The sequence below is a fragment of the Arthrobacter bambusae genome, from assembly GCF_022606295.1.
GTDB classification, from domain to species: Bacteria; Actinomycetota; Actinomycetes; order Actinomycetales; family Micrococcaceae; genus Arthrobacter; species Arthrobacter bambusae_A.
The window spans coordinates 67,618-83,279 of record NZ_JAHHZS010000014.1; the positions used below are offsets into that span (position 1 = coordinate 67,618).

Annotated in this window: 14 protein-coding genes; 5 read left to right on the forward strand and 9 right to left on the reverse strand. The window is 59.1% G+C overall.

The window, feature by feature from the left end; all coding sequences use genetic code 11:
* Positions 1-132: 132 nt before the first annotated feature.
* The 3 genes from KNN17_RS11600 to KNN17_RS11610 are packed head-to-tail and all read left to right on the forward strand — an operon-like array spanning position 133 to position 3,637.
* The gene (locus KNN17_RS11600) at positions 133-2,013 is read left to right on the forward strand and encodes a glycosyltransferase (RefSeq protein WP_372489666.1); all 1,881 of its coding nucleotides are present in this window, start codon (positions 133-135) and stop codon (positions 2,011-2,013) included.
* Positions 2,010-2,903, forward strand: a complete 894-nt coding sequence (locus KNN17_RS11605) for an ABC transporter permease (RefSeq protein WP_078108397.1) — start codon at positions 2,010-2,012, stop codon at positions 2,901-2,903. Before KNN17_RS11600 ends, KNN17_RS11605 begins: the two co-directional genes overlap by 4 nt.
* A 2-nt stretch (positions 2,904-2,905) precedes the next feature.
* On the forward strand, positions 2,906-3,637 hold the full coding sequence (locus KNN17_RS11610) for an ABC transporter ATP-binding protein (RefSeq protein WP_241709229.1): 732 nt from the start codon (positions 2,906-2,908) through the stop codon (positions 3,635-3,637).
* A gap of 77 nt (positions 3,638-3,714) precedes the next feature.
* On the opposite strand, the gene KNN17_RS11615 is transcribed toward KNN17_RS11610, so the two are convergent.
* The 4 genes from KNN17_RS11615 to KNN17_RS11630 form a co-directional block, all read right to left on the reverse strand.
* Complete coding sequence (locus KNN17_RS11615; RefSeq protein WP_241709231.1) at positions 3,715-4,593, reverse strand: aldo/keto reductase; 879 nt, start codon at positions 4,591-4,593, stop codon at positions 3,715-3,717.
* A gap of 47 nt (positions 4,594-4,640) precedes the next feature.
* The gene (locus KNN17_RS11620; protein ID WP_308196801.1) at positions 4,641-6,626 is read right to left on the reverse strand and encodes a DUF6541 family protein; all 1,986 of its coding nucleotides are present in this window, start codon (positions 6,624-6,626) and stop codon (positions 4,641-4,643) included.
* 50 nt (positions 6,627-6,676) lie between these two features.
* Positions 6,677-7,540 (reverse strand): glucose-1-phosphate thymidylyltransferase RfbA, encoded by an 864-nt coding sequence (rfbA, locus tag KNN17_RS11625; RefSeq protein ID WP_078108401.1) that lies wholly within the window; start codon positions 7,538-7,540, stop codon positions 6,677-6,679.
* A 205-nt stretch (positions 7,541-7,745) separates the two neighbouring features.
* Positions 7,746-8,900 (reverse strand): polysaccharide biosynthesis protein, encoded by a 1,155-nt coding sequence (locus tag KNN17_RS11630; protein WP_241709235.1) that lies wholly within the window; start codon positions 8,898-8,900, stop codon positions 7,746-7,748.
* Positions 8,901-9,109: 209 nt separating this feature from the next.
* On the opposite strand from KNN17_RS11630, the gene KNN17_RS11635 reads away from it, so the two are divergent.
* Positions 9,110-10,120, forward strand: a complete 1,011-nt coding sequence (locus KNN17_RS11635; protein ID WP_241709236.1) for a glycosyltransferase — start codon at positions 9,110-9,112, stop codon at positions 10,118-10,120.
* A gap of 62 nt (positions 10,121-10,182) precedes the next feature.
* Here KNN17_RS11635 and KNN17_RS11640 read toward each other — a convergent pair whose 3' ends face one another.
* Both KNN17_RS11640 and KNN17_RS11645 read right to left on the reverse strand, forming a co-directional pair.
* On the reverse strand, positions 10,183-11,118 hold the full coding sequence (locus tag KNN17_RS11640; protein WP_241709237.1) for a glycosyltransferase: 936 nt from the start codon (positions 11,116-11,118) through the stop codon (positions 10,183-10,185).
* Between the two features lie 33 nt (positions 11,119-11,151).
* Positions 11,152-11,934 carry a glycosyltransferase gene (locus KNN17_RS11645; protein ID WP_241709238.1) on the reverse strand — a complete coding sequence of 261 codons (783 nt, stop codon included), beginning with the start codon at positions 11,932-11,934 and terminating at the stop codon, positions 11,152-11,154.
* A 221-nt stretch (positions 11,935-12,155) separates the two neighbouring features.
* Between KNN17_RS11645 and KNN17_RS11650 the strand changes: the two genes are divergently transcribed.
* Positions 12,156-13,037 (forward strand): glycosyltransferase family 2 protein, encoded by an 882-nt coding sequence (locus KNN17_RS11650; RefSeq protein WP_078108406.1) that lies wholly within the window; start codon positions 12,156-12,158, stop codon positions 13,035-13,037.
* Positions 13,038-13,092: 55 nt separating this feature from the next.
* Here KNN17_RS11650 and KNN17_RS11655 read toward each other — a convergent pair whose 3' ends face one another.
* The 3 genes from KNN17_RS11655 to KNN17_RS11665 are packed head-to-tail and all read right to left on the reverse strand — an operon-like array spanning position 13,093 to position 15,662.
* Positions 13,093-13,491, reverse strand: coding sequence for a DUF2304 domain-containing protein (locus KNN17_RS11655; RefSeq protein ID WP_308196802.1), 399 nt, complete (start codon positions 13,489-13,491; stop codon positions 13,093-13,095).
* 21 nt (positions 13,492-13,512) lie between these two features.
* Positions 13,513-14,205: a glycosyltransferase family 2 protein gene (locus KNN17_RS11660; protein WP_078108542.1), complete on the reverse strand. Its 693-nt coding sequence runs from the start codon at positions 14,203-14,205 to the stop codon at positions 13,513-13,515.
* Positions 14,206-14,243: 38 nt separating this feature from the next.
* Positions 14,244-15,662, reverse strand: coding sequence for a sugar nucleotide-binding protein (locus KNN17_RS11665; protein WP_241709240.1), 1,419 nt, complete (start codon positions 15,660-15,662; stop codon positions 14,244-14,246).

The following is a 15,662-nucleotide window of genomic DNA, read 5'->3' on the forward strand; positions in this document are numbered from 1 at the left end:
GAACCCACGAACCAGGACGCTGCGTCCGGACTGGGCGAAGAATGGCAAACCGTCCATCGCGTTGTCTTCCCGACGGATGGCGACTCTGACACACTTCCCTTGTACTTGGACTTCAACGCGGCTCAGCGGGTCGTGTCCGAGGAATCGCAGACGTCCAAGTCGGGCTCGGGCGTCACGGCTGTCACTTCCACTGGTGCAAAGATTCGTTCGGACTTCATTGAGAATCGTCGCCAGCTGCACTTGCCGGCGTACCGACGCATTTCCTTTGGCACGTACTTCAACGCCTTCCCCGCGAGCTACTGGCGAGCTCACACCGATGTCACGAGTGTGCGGCTTACGGTTGCCGTTGATGCCCCGGCTACTGTTGTGATTCTTCGGTCCACCGCGAGGGGCACCTCGAACCGGGTGGAAAGCATCAGCGTAGACGCTGGACGGCCGGTTGATGTTGTTCTGCCGCTGGCCAACTTCGGCGATGGCGGCTGGTACTGGTTTGACCTCGTGGCTTCCTCTGAACAGGTCAAGCTCCTCGGTGCCGAATGGTCCGTAAGGAAGCCTGAAGGATTCGAGGCAGGCACCGCCACAGTCGCGGTAACTACCTTTAACCGCCCGGATTTCTGCGTCAAGCACCTTTCGACATTTGCCGATTCTCCTGAACTCCTGGATGTCATGGACCGGCTCCTGATCACCGACCAGGGTACGCAGAAGGTACGCGACCAGGATGGTTTTGATGAGGCTGCCGCGCGACTCGGGGATAAGTTCGCACTGATTGAGCAGGGCAACCTCGGTGGTTCGGGCGGTTTTGCCCGCGGCATGCACGAGACGGTTGAAGATGGCCGGAGCAAATACGTGCTGCTGTTGGACGATGACGTGATCATCGAAACAGAGGGCGTGCTGCGCGCTATCAACTTCGCTGACTTCACGCGTAAGCCGTCGATCGTCGGCGGTCACATGTTCAACCTGTATGAACGCTCGGTGATGCACAGCTTCGGCGAAGAAGTCAACGAGTACAAGTTCCAATGGGGCGCGGTCGAAAGCACCAAAGAAGCCCATGATTTTTCGGCGAGCAACCTTCGCACGACGCCGTGGATGCATCGCCGGATCGATGTGGACTTCAACGGCTGGTGGATGTGCTTGATTCCGACCAGTGTTCTGCGCGACATCGGACTCTCTCTTCCCGTGTTCATCAAGTGGGACGACGCCGAATACGGCATTCGTGCCCGCCGCCACGGCTACCCGACAGTCACCCTCCCGGGCGCCGCTGTCTGGCATATGCCGTGGACCGAAAAGGATGACACGATCGACTGGCAGGCCTACTTCCACCAGCGAAACCGCTGGCTTGCCGCCCTGGTCTACTCGCCCTACAAAAAGGGCGGATTCCTGCCGCGCCAAAGCTTCATGGTTGATGTCAAGCACCTGTTGTCGATGCAGTACTCGGCGGTCGAGCTTCGCTTGGATGCCCTGGAGGACCTGCTCAAGGGACCTTCCCACTTGCACCAGACAATTCGGACCAAACTCCCTGAAATTCGTGCGCGACGTGCAGACTTCGATGACGCACGTATCACGAAGGAAGTAGCAGCCTTCCCGCAAGTAAAGCGCGTGAAGCCGCCGAAGCGCGGAAAGAAGCCATCTTCGCCGAAGTCTATTTTCGCTGCCCTTGCGACCGCTGCCTCCGCAGGGGTTCGTCAGGTACAAAGCGTAAGGCCGGGAGCCCTGGAGCACCCGGAGGCCCTCGTTCCGGCAATGGATGCCCGTTGGTGGCGACTGTCGCAGCTGGACTCGGCAATCGTCTCTTCCGCTGATGGAACCGGTGCATCCTGGTACAAGCGCCATCCTGAGCATTTCCGCAATATGATGGCCCGCAGCATCAAGCTCCACCAGCAGCTTCTCCAGGACTGGGAAAAACTTTCCGAGGAATATTCCCGGAGCCTGCCCGAGTTCACGTCGCAGCAGGCGTGGCGCGAGACTTTCGACGCGGTGACCACTACGACTCCGCAGGAAAAGGCCAACGGGTGACAACTGCGAGTGACTTCAGTGAGACCGCCCCGCTCGTCCGCCCGGGCGTGGGGGGCGGACTCGCCGACGTGTTCAGACAGCGCTTCCTGCTCAAACTCCTTGTTCGGAAAGAATTGCAGATCCGCTACAAGGGGTCGGTTCTTGGGCTGCTTTGGTCCTACGTAAAGCCGGGCGTTCAGTTCCTCGTCTTCTACATTGCCTTGGGCGTTTTCCTGGGACTTGAGAAGAGCGCTCGAAATCCGGATGGACTGGCAAACTACGCCGTCTACTTGTTCTCCGGAATCGTTCTGATCAACTTTTTCACCGAGGCGCTCAGCAACGCGGCCCGTTCCATAGTGGGCAACGGCGGTCTGATCAAGAAGATCTACTTGCCGCGCGAGCTTTTCCCCGTCGCCTCAGTGTGGGTTTCGGCCGTCCATTTCATTCCGCAGTTGATTGTCCTGGTTGTCGCCTGTGTCTTCGCCGGATGGCACCCGAGCCTGCTGCAGCTTGTGGCGGCCATCGCGGGTTTCGTGATCGTGGCCATGTTGGCTACCGGTTTGGGACTCCTCTTTGGCTCTGCGAATGTCTATTTCCGGGACTCCGAGAACATCGTGGACATGCTGCTGATGGTCGCGACCTGGACCTCTCCCATCATGTACTCCTGGACCATGGTGCAGAGCAAACTCGGCGCGAGCTGGTACGCCGTCTACCAAGTCAATCCCATTACCATCGGCGTCGAAGCGTTTCATTACGCCTTCTGGCTTCCAACCACCGATGAAACCGCCCCCATGCCGCCAAATCTTTTGCCCCTTTGGGTTCCTGTGGGAATCGTGGTTTCCCTTGCAGTTCTCGTTCTCGGCCAGTGGGTCTTCCGCCGGCTTGAGGGCCGATTCGCGCAGGAGCTGTGACGATGTCTGTTGCTATTGAAGTCCAGAAGCTAAATAAGCAGTTCGTGCTGAGGCATACGCGCTCCCTCAAGGAGGCCATTGTCTGGCTTGTCACCGGTCGCAAGGGTGATATCTCGAAGAAGTTCCATGCCCTTCACAACGTCGATCTTGAAATCCAACAAGGCGAGACGGTCGCGCTGCTGGGCTTGAACGGGTCCGGCAAGTCCACGCTGCTCAAGCATATTTCAGGGGTCATGTTGCCTGATAGCGGTTCAGTGCGGACGCGTGGCAGAGTCGCAGGCCTTATTGAGGTAGGCGCGGGGTTCCATCATGACTTGTCGGGCAGGGAAAACGTTTACCTGAACGGCGCGATCCTGGGAATGACGGAAGCCCAGATCGACGAACAATTCGACTCCATCGTGGAATTTTCCGAGATCGGCGAGTTCATCGATACGGAAGTCAGATTCTATTCGTCTGGCATGTACCTCCGTCTGGCATTCTCAGTCGCCGTTCACACGGATCCCGAGGTATTCCTCGTGGACGAGATCCTGGCCGTCGGAGACGAGCCGTTTCAGCGTAAGTGCCTCGCCCGGATCAAGGAGCTTTCCGCGGCAGGCAAGACCCTCGTCGTCGTCAGTCACGACCTTGAACTTGTTTCCCGTATTTGTGATCGCGGTGTGGTTCTCAAGCACGGAAACATTGTTTTTGACGGAGCCATCGACGCCGCAGTGGCCCAGCTTCGCAGCCAAGTCTAAACAGCGCGTTGTAGACCAACGAGTGAGACGCCCCGCTTTTGGCGGGGCGTCTTCACGCCTTTAAGAGGCGCTGGATCTTAGGTTGATGCCGGCCAGTCGGAGCCGACGCCGCGCCAAGCGCGGTCGATGCGTTCCAAGGTAGCGGCCGGGAGTGGGCCTCGGCTGGCGGCTGAGACGTTCCTTCGCAGGTGGTCCAGCTTGGCCGTGCCGGCAATTGCCGTGTGGACACCAGGGGCGTACACCGTGAAGCGCAAGGCGAGTTCGGCCCAATCAAGTTCGCCTGGATCAAGGTCGAGCAACTGAAGCCGTTGCCAATAGAGATCCGCATAGTGCCCGGTCGGTCGCTCGCGGAACCGCCACGGCGCGTTCGCGATCGGGCGCTTGGCGATCACTCCCGGTCCGGGATAGTCGCTGAGCAAGTTTCTGAGATTCCACTGGTCGGCGATGTTGACGCTGGTTTCGACAGCACCGAACCGCCCGGACTCCAGTGCGAATGCGAGCGGCTCATTGTCTCCGCTGTAGCCGGCGACGCCGATCTTGCCAGCCGCGACGGCTTCGTCCAGCGTCTCTTGCAGCTCACCGCGTCGCAGAATCTCAACCGGGCAGGAGTGCAGGAAAAAGATGTCGATTCGTTCAGACCGGGTCAAACGCAAAGACCGTTCGATACTCGCAAGCACGCTGCCCGAGGACCAATCCGGTTCGCCGTTGATCCCATGGCCCCCTTTGGTTGACAACACAAACTCGTTCCGACGTCGGCCGAGGTGCCTCCCGATACGCTCTTCGCTCAAGCCATAACTGTTGGCGGTATCGATCAACGTAACGCCAAGATCCAGAGCTCCGTTAAGCACTTCGGAGGCTTCGGCCTCGGTGACATCACTCTCGCCGATCTGGCCGGCTCCGAGCCCCACGATGGAGACGTTCAAATCGGTACTACCGAATGGCCTTCGCTCCAGCATTCTTGCACTCCTGCTCTCGTAACAGCCCGAACCTTTGAATGGTCAAATTAGCCGCAAGCAGTCACCTTGAACAGCTTCGCTTCACCGACCTGCGCGAGAAGCTGGAAGCCCGGAGTTGTGTTTTCGATCAGGAGTCCCTTGAATCCGTGATCGCCTCCATGGACCTCTTTGGTCCCGAAATTCAACGCATAGCCAACGCCGGCAGTATGGACTGCATTGCACACCTCGGGGTCGCTCGCGGCGTCCTTGAGTCGGTCGTTGAGCATGAGGACTGAGGGAGTGTACGCAGCGAGTGTGTGCTTGGATGTCGTGTTGCGATCGGCCAGCGCAAAGGCCATTGCGGCCCCTGTCCACGGATTCGCGGCGATTGTTGCGTTTTGTGGAACGTAATTATCCAGCTCGTCAATGAGAGTCATCTCGTCCCTGCTCACCAAGGGGGCATCCGGGGCCGTCGAGTAGATGTTGTGAGCCGAAGCAATTTCGCCACCGAGCGGAAGCGTTTGAAGCGGGAGAAACAACGCAAGGAGACCCGCAGGGATCACCAGAGCACTGACTGTTTTAGGACGGCTCTGTGATCCGAACCACCTCCGTCCGCGCTCCCACCCTGAGAGCCAGCTGAGTTGGATTCTTCTGATCAACCAGGCCAAACCGATGGCTGCAAAGGGAACGGCAACTGTTGGCAGCAACGCCGCCAGCCGGTAACTGTCGTTGTACCAGACACCGGTAAGTGCGTTCCGGAACCATTGGTCTGTTCCTGCGGAGACCACGACGAACAATACGGCAGAGACGAGAAACGACCCCACGAACCACAAGTTGTGCCGACTCCGCGCCACAACTGCTAGTCCCAGAAGCATCAACGCGCTTACTGCCCAGGCCGGGGCATGGTGCATAGGTGAATTCGTCACGATTTCACCAACGGCTTGGCCGGCACTTTGGACGGGCGCCCAGGTGGCGGTTTCGGCCGGCGGTCGAATATATTTCCACATCACCACGATGGTGACGAGGGCAAGCACCAAAGCTGCACCAAGGATGACTACTCGGCCATAGCCGGCGCCTTGGTTTTTCCGGCGAACCCAGTAGCAAACGTAGCTCGCGAGAAGGATCGGGACCGAGAGGGCGATCAACGACATCATGCCGTTGGGGTGCGCGATCGCGAGGCCCAACGCAAGGATTGGTGCCAAAGAGAAGCGGGCGATCACTGGGATTCCATCGATGTTACCGACCGCGAAGAAGACCGCCACGCTAGCCAAGGCGGCGGGGAGCATGCTTAAGGCAAGGAAATTTGGGTAAAGCACACCAAAGTCCAAAAGCAACAGCGGGAACGCGCTGAAGCCGGCGGCGAGGATGCCTGCAGCGGCAACGACGTAGGCGCTGGGACGGGCAATTGCCCGTGTGAGGAACATGCAGCCGAGAGGCCAGACAACCGCAGCAATGCAAATGTTCAGGATGTTTGCCGCAACGCTGATTGGTGCGCCGGTAATTTGGACCACGAGGGATGCGAGATCGTGCCAAGCCGCCGGGTAAAACGATGGCGGGTTGTCGCCGCTGGTCATGGTAGCTATGGACAGTGACGATCCATTGCCAGTGTTCAGAATGTAGCGAATGGCGTTCAGATGGAAGACGTTGTCAAAAGTCTGGGAAATGTTATCGGGTCGGTCGAATGCATCGACCAGTTGTATCCCGATAGACACACCACCGATCAAGAATCCGATTACCGCCGCGTATGTACCCGCTTTGGGACGCTCGAATCGCCAGCGAGATCGCATGGCGAGTTTGTCTCGCGTGAGATAGCTTGCTCCGTACAGGACAACGGCCAAGACCAAGGCCGCGACGACGACAGGCCCTAGGGACCAAGAGAGTCGCAGGAAGGGGAGGACAATGGCCGTGCAGGCGGCAGCACAGACACTGAGCGCTGGTGCCACGGCAAGGAAGGTCAAGCCCCGGAGGCCCAATGCCGCTGCGATCAAGCTTCCGGGTACAAAGAGGACTGCCAAACTGGCAAGAAATACTGGAAGCGTTGAATACCAACTCAATTGGACTCCACCTATTACTAAGGATGTGCGACGGTCGGCAAAATGGAAGCCTAACCGTCGAGAAGACCGAGCAAGTACTGACCGTAGCCGCTCTTGACCAGGGGCTCGGCCCGCTGCCTGAGTTCGTCATCCGTGAGGAAGCCTTGGCGCCAAGCGATTTCCTCAGGCGCGCCGATCTTGAGTCCCTGACGGTTCTCTACCGTGCGGATGAAGTTGGAAGCGTCGTTGAGGTCGTTGAATGTCCCGGTATCCAGCCACGCAGTGCCGCGGGGAAGGATTTCGACGTGAAGCTTCTCCTGCTCGAGGTAAGCGCGGTTCACATCCGTGATTTCCAGCTCGCCTCGTGCTGACGGCTGCAGATTCTTGGCGATGTCGACGACGTCGTTGTCGTAGAAGTACAGGCCTGGAACAGCGTAGTGGGATTTCGGCTTTTCAGGCTTCTCCTCAAGGGATATGGCCTTACCGGAGTCGTCGAATTCCACGACACCGTACGCTTTCGGGTCGCTGACCCAGTAACCGAAGACTGCGCCGCCGTCGATGTTGGCGTGCCGGCGCAACTGTGTCCCCATGCCTTGGCCGTAGAAGATGTTGTCACCGAGGACGAGAGCCACGGTGTCGTTTCCAATATGTTCCGCGCCAAGGATGAATGCTTGGGCAAGCCCATCGGGGGACGGCTGCTCAACGTAGCTGAGGTTTATGCCGAACTGGGAGCCATCTCCGAGGAGTCGTCGGAATTGCTCCGCGTCGTGTGGCGTGGTGATGATGAGGATGTCGCGGATGCCAGCCAGAATGAGCGTCGACAGGGGATAGTAGATCATCGGCTTGTCATACACAGGGACGAGCTGTTTGCTGATGCCGTGTGTGATCGGGTGAAGCCGGGATCCAGTTCCGCCGGCAAGGATAATTCCACGCATGGGCTCAATACTTCCGTACGCCGGGCCGCTCAGCAAACCAGCTTCGCTCAGTCCGAGACGAATTCGAGGTAGGCGGCAGCTTGGATTGACTGTTTTGACCCGACCGGAAGCCATTCGCCAGGGGCTGGTGCGGGTGCATTCGGTCAGATTCTGAAGGATAGCTGCAGTCCGGCGCAGATCTCACGCAGCTTTCGCGGAGACTGGGTCAGCTCATGTAGTCCGAACGAAGGGCCTTGATCGACGGTTTGATCAGGAGTAACAGCACTATGGCTTCGCTTGCTGCCATGCCGAAGGCTATGCCATCAACCGATTTCAGAGTTCCGAACACCACCATTGTGCTGACCCCCGCCAGAGCGGCCGCCACGGTCACTCCAAAAACGAGCGAGGCGCGCCCCGCTGGAATGAGCACGTTTCTCTGGAGCGGAGCGGCAATACACAAGAAGCACAAGGCCAAGCCGTAGAAAACACTGGTGACTTGGCCCGCGGCCAATGCCGGGCCGAACATAATCGACGAAACCAACGGGCCAAAGACCGCGAGGAGCGCTCCGCCAACTACGCCGAGCAAGACGTGTGCCCCAATTGCGGCGAGCTGCCGCCGTCGTCCTTGTTCACCGTCGAACTCCAGCGCCCAACCCTGAAATGCATTGGCAAGGACGACCACGGGAAACAGGGCATAGCGGTACAACTGGTCGGCGGAAGCAAAATTGCTTGCCCCTGGTCCAGAGACTGTGGCTGTTGCAATGGGGACCGGGGTGGAGCCGTAAGCGTTGCCCGCAAGATTGACGCCCGCAGCGGCGGCCTGGGACCTCAGGATGCAGAGCATGTCGCCGAGCTTCCAAACGATTTTCGGAGCCTTTCCCCGTGACCCCGGCGCGAGGTGGAGGAAAATACGCATCGTGACGACGGTTGCGATGATCTGCATTGCCGCGTAGAGCCAGATCTGTCCGGTTATGAGAAGCAGCGGAATTGAAATCAGCGATGCGACCACCCGAGGGATAGTGTCGACAATCCCTAGTAGCCGGGGATTGCCGATGCCGATGAAATACCACGCCGGGGACAAGCCACCCGATGCGGCCGATAGTGCGATCAGGATTGCGTCAAACCTATGCGCGGGGGCCGAAATCAGGTAGACCAGCGCGGCCGCGACCGGCATAACCACGATGCAGAGGAGCAACCGTGTGCCGATGCTCTCTCCGTATATTCGGAGTCGAACCTGAACGTCCCCGGACCTGGCGATCCGGACGGGGCCTTCGATGTTCCACCCGAAGAGGATGACGGTTGAAGCGAAAATACCGATTGCCAGTCCGCTGCCAATGCTGGACCACCCTAGCGGTCCAGCAATGCGGGCAATGATGGGCATGACGAATATCGGCACAACGGCAGACAGAAGAGGAAAGCCAGCGAAGCCCGCCAGACGTGTTAGGACTGTTCTCATTACTATCGGGGCTGCTCGCCGTGGCCAGCCAGCCTCGAAACCTCCTCGACATCGGTAATTCGAATCCCCGTACACTCTCCGGACGATCCAACCTCCTAAGTCTAGGGGGGTCGCCCGGCTGCTATCATCACTGGGTGAACGACAAACCCCAAGCGCTGCCGTCCTTCGGAACAATCGTCCTCGCGGCGTACAAACCGGATCCCGCGCTGTTCGAGCGTCAGCTGTTGTCGATTAGCAAGCAGACACATGCGAACTTTGAATGCGTCATCACGGCAGACGGCGATCCCGAGGGAGTGTCGAGGCTGGTTCGTTCGATTTTGCCCGGTGATGATCGGTTTCGCGTTGCTGGCTTTGGTGATCGGCTGGGGTTCTACGGAAATTTTGAACGTGGCCTGACCTTGGTCCCGCCTTCCGCGGACTGGGTCGCGCTGTCCGACCAGGATGACTATTGGTATCCAGAGAAACTTGAACGTCTTCTGCCGCACCTGGAGAGCGCCGTTTTGGTGACAGGTCAGGCAAGAGTGGTGACCGATTCGGGTCGAGTGGTCGCTGAGTCGACGATGCGGCGGCGGACCGATATTTGTGACCTTTTGGTTCAAAACCAAGTGACCGGCGGATTGTGCGTCTTTCGGCGCGATCTGCTTGAGGTGATTCTTCCTTTCCCACGCCTCTCGACCCTGACCCAGAATCATGATCATTGGATCGGTGTTGCCGCCGCCGCCTTGGATGACTATGTGATCGTTGACGACATTGTGCAGGACTACGTCCAGCACGCAGCCAACGTGATTGGTGAGGCCACAGAGTCGTTCAACCCGCTGAGATCCCTGCGTCGTGCGAGAGAACTTGCCCTTAGATTCGAGAATTCCGCTTCGGTACCCTCGGTGGCGGTCATGGTGGCCAATATGACCTTCGGGTGGAAGGCGCTCATGCTGGGGACGCTCGAAAAGCGGATGCCCGAGCGCACCCATAGTCTCGAGGCTGCCTCGAAGACGTTCAACGGCCCTTGGGCAGGCTTTCGGATTGTCGCGCTGTTGTGGCGTGGCGTCATTGGTTCACGAACCGATCTGGGACCGGCCCTCACACACTTGATAGGGCTCTTTGGCAGGCGGCAGGCAACCCGGCGGTTGACTGCAGCCGAGTCTTGAGCGCCAGTCGAGCTTTAGTCGCAGACGATCAGCCGGAAATGCGCGATATTTCGTCGTGCCTGCTACCGCCGGGGGCTTAGGCTGCTCGCGATGGCAGCATCAGCCTTGCCCAGATGGCCTTTGAATGCGTCTCGAATTCCACGGCGCCACGAAATGGCGTAGGCGCGACGGTCCGGGCCGAATGCAAGCCGTACCAAGTTGCTCTCGACTTCCATCCAAAGCCGTTGGAACATCCAGCCCGGGTTGTCTCGCCAGTAGCGTCGGGCAATGACGAGTGAATTTCTGGTGATGTAGTAGACCCGCAGAGGTGTGTGGTAAGTCAGGGCCAAGGGGCGACCGCGGAAATGGATCCTTCGTTTGAGAATCGTCACTTCACGAGGGTGTCCCAGCTCGTGGACGAGATTGCATCCAGGATCGGCCGGAAGACGGTATCCCAATCTGCGCAGTCGGGCATTGAAATCTGTATCCACCCCGTCGATGAACAAGTCTTCGTCCAAGTCGCCTGCCATGCGGAAGACGGCCGCAGGGATGAGGCAGCCGGACTGCATCGGATCAAATGCTTCGACGAAGTCGCCTTCACTCCTGAGGAGTTTGACGGGGAAACCGTTGTGCTTGCCAGGCGCAACCAATCCAACGTTGACACCCTGTTCCGCCAGCAAGGCGTAGGTTGAGAGCGCGTTCTCAACATAGCCGTCGGTGAGGTCGGAATCTTGGTCCAAGGTCAATATCCATGCATTCGGATCGATTGCGAGTCCGGCGGACACACCGGTATTCAGGGCGGCGGCGATCCCTCGGTTTTCATCATGGTGCAGAACTAGCGCCCCGGCATCCCGGAGTTCCTGCCAGATTTCACGGTTGCCGAAAGTGGAACCGTCGTCTACGACGACGACCCGGGTTACGTGCTTGGAGTGGTTCCTGACCCTGTCGATCAGGGCAATGGATGGGTTGAACGCAGATACAACGGCAACGACGGCCGGGATCCTGTCGGTAATGTTCATTTGGAGCTGTGCGCCAATCGGAGTAGACGGTGGTTACGGCCGGGCGACTGTTGCCGACACTGGCGCACGACGGGTGCTGGACGCCCGCTTGGTTGCCGTGAGCACATTGCGCAGAAAAGCCACGCGCGCACCCAAGATTTTGCGGAAGCTTCGGATCCCGGTAGGAGTGAGGTTACCTCCGTGCAGCCGATGAAGGATGGTATCCGTTTCCAGGTACAGAATGGAGCGGTTGACGATACCGACGAGGGCGATCCACTGATCGTGCGATTCAGTCATGTGGCTCGGGAACGGAAGGACCTGTTCGAGCATGGAACGACGAAAGGCCATCGCACATCCCCAGTGAAGGCGATAGCCCACCACAACCCCGAGGATGTTCCGGAAAGTGTGACCTGAATCCCGGGCCCGGAGACGGATCTCGTGGAAACGGCCCAGATCTCCTTCGATGTGCTGGCAGTTGCTCACAACCATGCCCTTGCTTTGCAGAGCGCCAATCATGATCCCGACTCGTCCTGGAATCCAAATGTCATCCTGGTCCGAGAGGAAAACGTACTCTCCGCGGGCCTCTGACAACGCCCGCTCAAATGTCTTGACGTAGCCGGCGTTCGATTCGGCGCGAATCAGCCGGATGCGGGAGTCCTCGATATCAGCCACCAATTGGGCTGTTCCGTCGGTGGAACAGTCATCAACCACAATGAGTTCGTCGTCCGGGGCTAGTTCGGACAATATGGAGTCGATTTGCTCCGCGATGTGTCGCGACCCGTTGTAGGCGGCCATGCACACGCTGACGCGAGGAACGGCTCCGGATGAGGCATACATGAACGGGAGTCACTTTCTCTTTCCCGCAAGAAGATATGAGCAGAGCGGGGGCTTGGCCAAACTTCCATCATCCTACCAAGCGATGCAACTGCCGCAGGTCCCGACCATTGGGCACCTATATAATCGAGGGAATACAGCCAGAGGTTTCTCGAACCGCATGTAATTTGCCCTCAACGCCTTGCCCGAAACTGGCTGAACCCACCGGAAGGAACAACAGGTCCATGACCGTTGACGTTATGTTGCCCTACTACGGGGACGTCGACCAGATGAAACTGGCGGCCCAGAGTGTCTTGAACCAGCAGTACCAGGACTGGAGGCTGATCGTTATCGACGATGGCTACCCGGACCCGGAACCCCGGCGCTGGTTCTCGGAGATCACCGACTCCAGGGTCACCTATATGCGCAACGAGGAAAACCTCGGCGCCAACGGAAACTACCGTAAGGCCCTGGGGCTCGTTGAGGCCCCTTATGTGGTGATCATGGGTGCCGACGACATCATGTTGCCGAACTATCTCGGCGTCGTTGTGAGCGCTTTCGAGGAGTATCCGAAGGCCGACGTCGTTCAGCCCGGAGTGCAGGTCATAGACGAGAAGGGCATTGCCTGCACGCCTCTCGTTGACGCAGTGAAGAAAGTGTACGCACCGAAAACGAGCGAGCGGATCGAGCTCAAGGGCGAGGCCATGGCCACGAGCCTGGTCCGTGCCGATTGGGCCTATTTCCCTTCCTTGGCCTGGAAGTCGGAAACAGTCACACGCATCGGCTTCACCGAGGGCTTGGACGTTGTCCAGGATCTTGCGCTGCTGCTGGACATCGCAGCAGAGCATGGCTCCATGGTCATCGATCCAGTACTCGCGTTTCTTTACAGGCGCCATTCGGCTTCGGATTCTTCGGTGCGCGCGCTCGACGGCCGGCGCTTCGATGAAGAGCGGCACTTTTTTGAGAGCCAGGCTGAGCGCTTCGCGGCTCTCGGTTGGAAGAAGGCTGCCCGTGCGGCGAGCTTCCACACAACATCGCGACTGAATGCAGCCACACTGATCCTGAAGTCAGTCGGTAAGGGAAAGTTCGACTCCCTTCCCCGGCTGGCCAAGCACATCGTCGGCTAGCGGACGATGGAAACAGAAGAGGGCGCCTCCCAGGAGGCGCCCTCTTCTGTTTCCATCAATTGTTCTGAGAGTCCGGGGGAGTTTCAACCTTATTGTCGAGTGTCTCCGGGTCTCCAGAAGCCGTCTGCTTAGCCTGGATCGCCTTGAATTCCGCCCGCAAGATTGCGAGTTCCTCGGCCAGGATCCGCACTTCGTCTTCAGCTGTGGATTGTTCACGTGACAAGTGAAGGCAAACACCGACGAGCAGAATCAGCGTCATGATGAAGAGCAGATTCGCCGGGATCTGGATGCCCAACAGCTTGCTTGCCCCTGACAGCAATTGCGGGAAGGCCGAAAGTACCAGCGTTCCGATGCCGACGATGATCCAGAGGACGGCGTACTTCTCCCGCAGTTTTTGGCGCCGCAGCATCTCGAACACGTAAATAAGGATCGCCACCACGACGATCGCGCCCATGAGGAGTGCCATGTGGATGTCCTAGTTGGTTGAAGGAATGGATTTTTTGCGGGTCAGCGCAAAGATCAGGGCGAGCCCCGAACGTCCAAGGTAAAGTGCCGCCTTCACGGCGTCGTGGCTCGGTTCTCCGCCTTGGCGTTCACGCATGGAAACACCAACTTGGCGTACTGTGCATCCCGAGCGGATGGCCACGACCAGCGAATCGATGGTGTCGCCGAGGTATTCAGCGGGGTAGTGATCGACGTACTGCCGGATGGCCTTGGCATTGGCAGCGCGGAAGCCGGAGGTCACGTCGGTAAGCTTCGTTCCGGCAACCTTGGACAGGGTCCAGGCCAAGACGATCATGGCCCATTTGCGTGGACCCCTGACCGAGTAGGTCCCTTTATCGGCGAACCGGGCACCGATTGCAATGTCCGCCTCCCGGAGCCCCTCCAAGACGACTTTGATATCCCGTGGGTCGTGCTGGCCATCAGCATCGACCTGAATCACCTGGGTGTAACCGTGCGACTTGGCGTATTTGAAACCAGTGCGCATCGCTCCACCGACGCCCATATTGAAGGGGAGTTGCAGGACCGTGGCGCCGGCGCCCTGTGCCACCGCTGCAGTGTTGTCGCGCGAACCGTCGTCGACAACCAGGACGTCGCACGGCGGCCCGAAAGCGAAGACCTCGCGGATCGTGCTGCCGATGGCCTCGGACTCATTCCACGCTGGCATGATGACCAGAACATCGTGGCGGCGAACAGCGCCCACGGCTAGACCAACCTGTTCCGGACGTACGACGTGAGCCGATCGTCAGACGAGCCCGGCTCGAATCCCGCTGCCCGGATCTTGCTCAGGTCAAGGACACTTTTGAGTGGGCGGGGTGCGGCCGCTTTGCCGCGGAAGTACTCTTCGGTGGTGACGCCCGTGACGGAATCCCGTGCCGCACCGCTGAGCTCGTAGACGTCGGCGGCGATGTCCGCCCAGGACTGCGGCTCACCGGCGTTGCTGAGGTTGTACGTGCCGTAGCTGGCCTTGGAGTCCAGCAAGTGCTTGATTCCCGCGGCGATATCCTCGGTGAAGGTCAAACGTCCGATCTGGTCGTTGACGACGGAAGGTTCAATTCCACGCGCAGCGAGGGAAGCCATGGTGCGGACGAAATTGTTACCCTCGCCAATGACCCAGCTCGTGCGCACGATGTAGTGCCTGGGAACAACGCTGACAACGGCGTCCCCGGCGGCCTTCGTCTGCCCGTATACGCCCAGCGGCGAGACCGGTTCGTCTTCGCCGTGGGTGTCAGCAGCGCCGTCGAACACATAGTCGGAGGAGACATGCACCAGGGTCAGGTCGTGCTCGACGGCGGTCCGGGCCAGACGAGCGACGGCAGTGACATTCGACTCCCAGGCGGCCTGGCGGCCTTCAGCGGTTTCCGCGGCGTCGACGGCGGTATAAGCGGCCGCGTTGATGACAGCGGAATAGTTCTTCCAGTTCTTTTGCGCAATCGCATCCTCTGACGTGAGGTCGAACTCAGCGCGGCCGGCAAATTCAACGGAGGCGTCGCCGTCGTACAGTTCCCGAAGGGCTTTGCCCAGCTGGCCGTTGGCACCCAGAACCAGCGTCTTCTTCGGGCCCATCGGCCGCACATCCGCGAGACGCGGATGTGCTTTGTCTTTGTCCGAGAGCTCGGCCCGCTCGAGTGGAATGGGCCAGTCGATCGCCGCTGTCTCGTCAGCCAGGTTCAGGAAGGTGTACTGGCCCTGCGCATCGGCGCTCCAGTGGTCGTTGACCAGATAGGTGTAAGCGGTATTGTCTTCCAGGGTCTGGAAAGCGTTGCCCACACCCCTCGGGATGAAAATTGCCTGACTAGGGTCCAGCTCGGCGGTGAATACCGCACCGAAGGACGGACCTTCACGCAAGTCCACCCACGCGCCGAAGATCCTGCCGGTGGCCACAGAGATGAATTTGTCCCAAGGTTCGGCGTGGATGCCGCGCGTGGTGCCGGCTTTCTCGTTGAAAGAGATGTTGTTCTGTACCGGCTTGAAGTCCGGAAGCCCGAGGGCCACCATCTTCTCGCGCTGCCAGTTCTCCTTGAACCAGCCGCGGTTGTCGCCGTGGACGGGAAGTTCGTAAAGGACGACGCCGGGAATAGGCGTTTCGCGGGCACTCAGCTGCTTGGAAAACTCAATCGACAT

Excerpts from the sequence above, each read along its gene's own strand:
- KNN17_RS11610 (WP_241709229.1), top strand. The coding sequence starts at position 2,906 with ATGTCTGTTGCTATTGAAGTCCAGAAGCTAAATAAGCAGTTCGTGCTG.
- KNN17_RS11615 (WP_241709231.1), bottom strand. The coding sequence starts at position 4,593 with ATGCTGGAGCGAAGGCCATTCGGTAGTACCGATTTGAACGTCTCCATC.
- rfbA (WP_078108401.1), bottom strand. The coding sequence starts at position 7,540 with ATGCGTGGAATTATCCTTGCCGGCGGAACTGGATCCCGGCTTCACCCG.
- KNN17_RS11630 (WP_241709235.1), bottom strand. The coding sequence starts at position 8,900 with ATGCCCATCATTGCCCGCATTGCTGGACCGCTAGGGTGGTCCAGCATT.
- KNN17_RS11640 (WP_241709237.1), bottom strand. The coding sequence starts at position 11,118 with ATGAACATTACCGACAGGATCCCGGCCGTCGTTGCCGTTGTATCTGCG.
- KNN17_RS11645 (WP_241709238.1), bottom strand. The coding sequence starts at position 11,934 with ATGTATGCCTCATCCGGAGCCGTTCCTCGCGTCAGCGTGTGCATGGCC.
- KNN17_RS11650 (WP_078108406.1), top strand. The coding sequence starts at position 12,156 with ATGACCGTTGACGTTATGTTGCCCTACTACGGGGACGTCGACCAGATG.
- KNN17_RS11655 (WP_308196802.1), bottom strand. The coding sequence starts at position 13,491 with ATGGGCGCGATCGTCGTGGTGGCGATCCTTATTTACGTGTTCGAGATG.
- KNN17_RS11660 (WP_078108542.1), bottom strand. The coding sequence starts at position 14,205 with ATGCCAGCGTGGAATGAGTCCGAGGCCATCGGCAGCACGATCCGCGAG.
- KNN17_RS11665 (WP_241709240.1), bottom strand. The coding sequence starts at position 15,662 with ATGTCGATTGAGTTTTCCAAGCAGCTGAGTGCCCGCGAAACGCCTATT.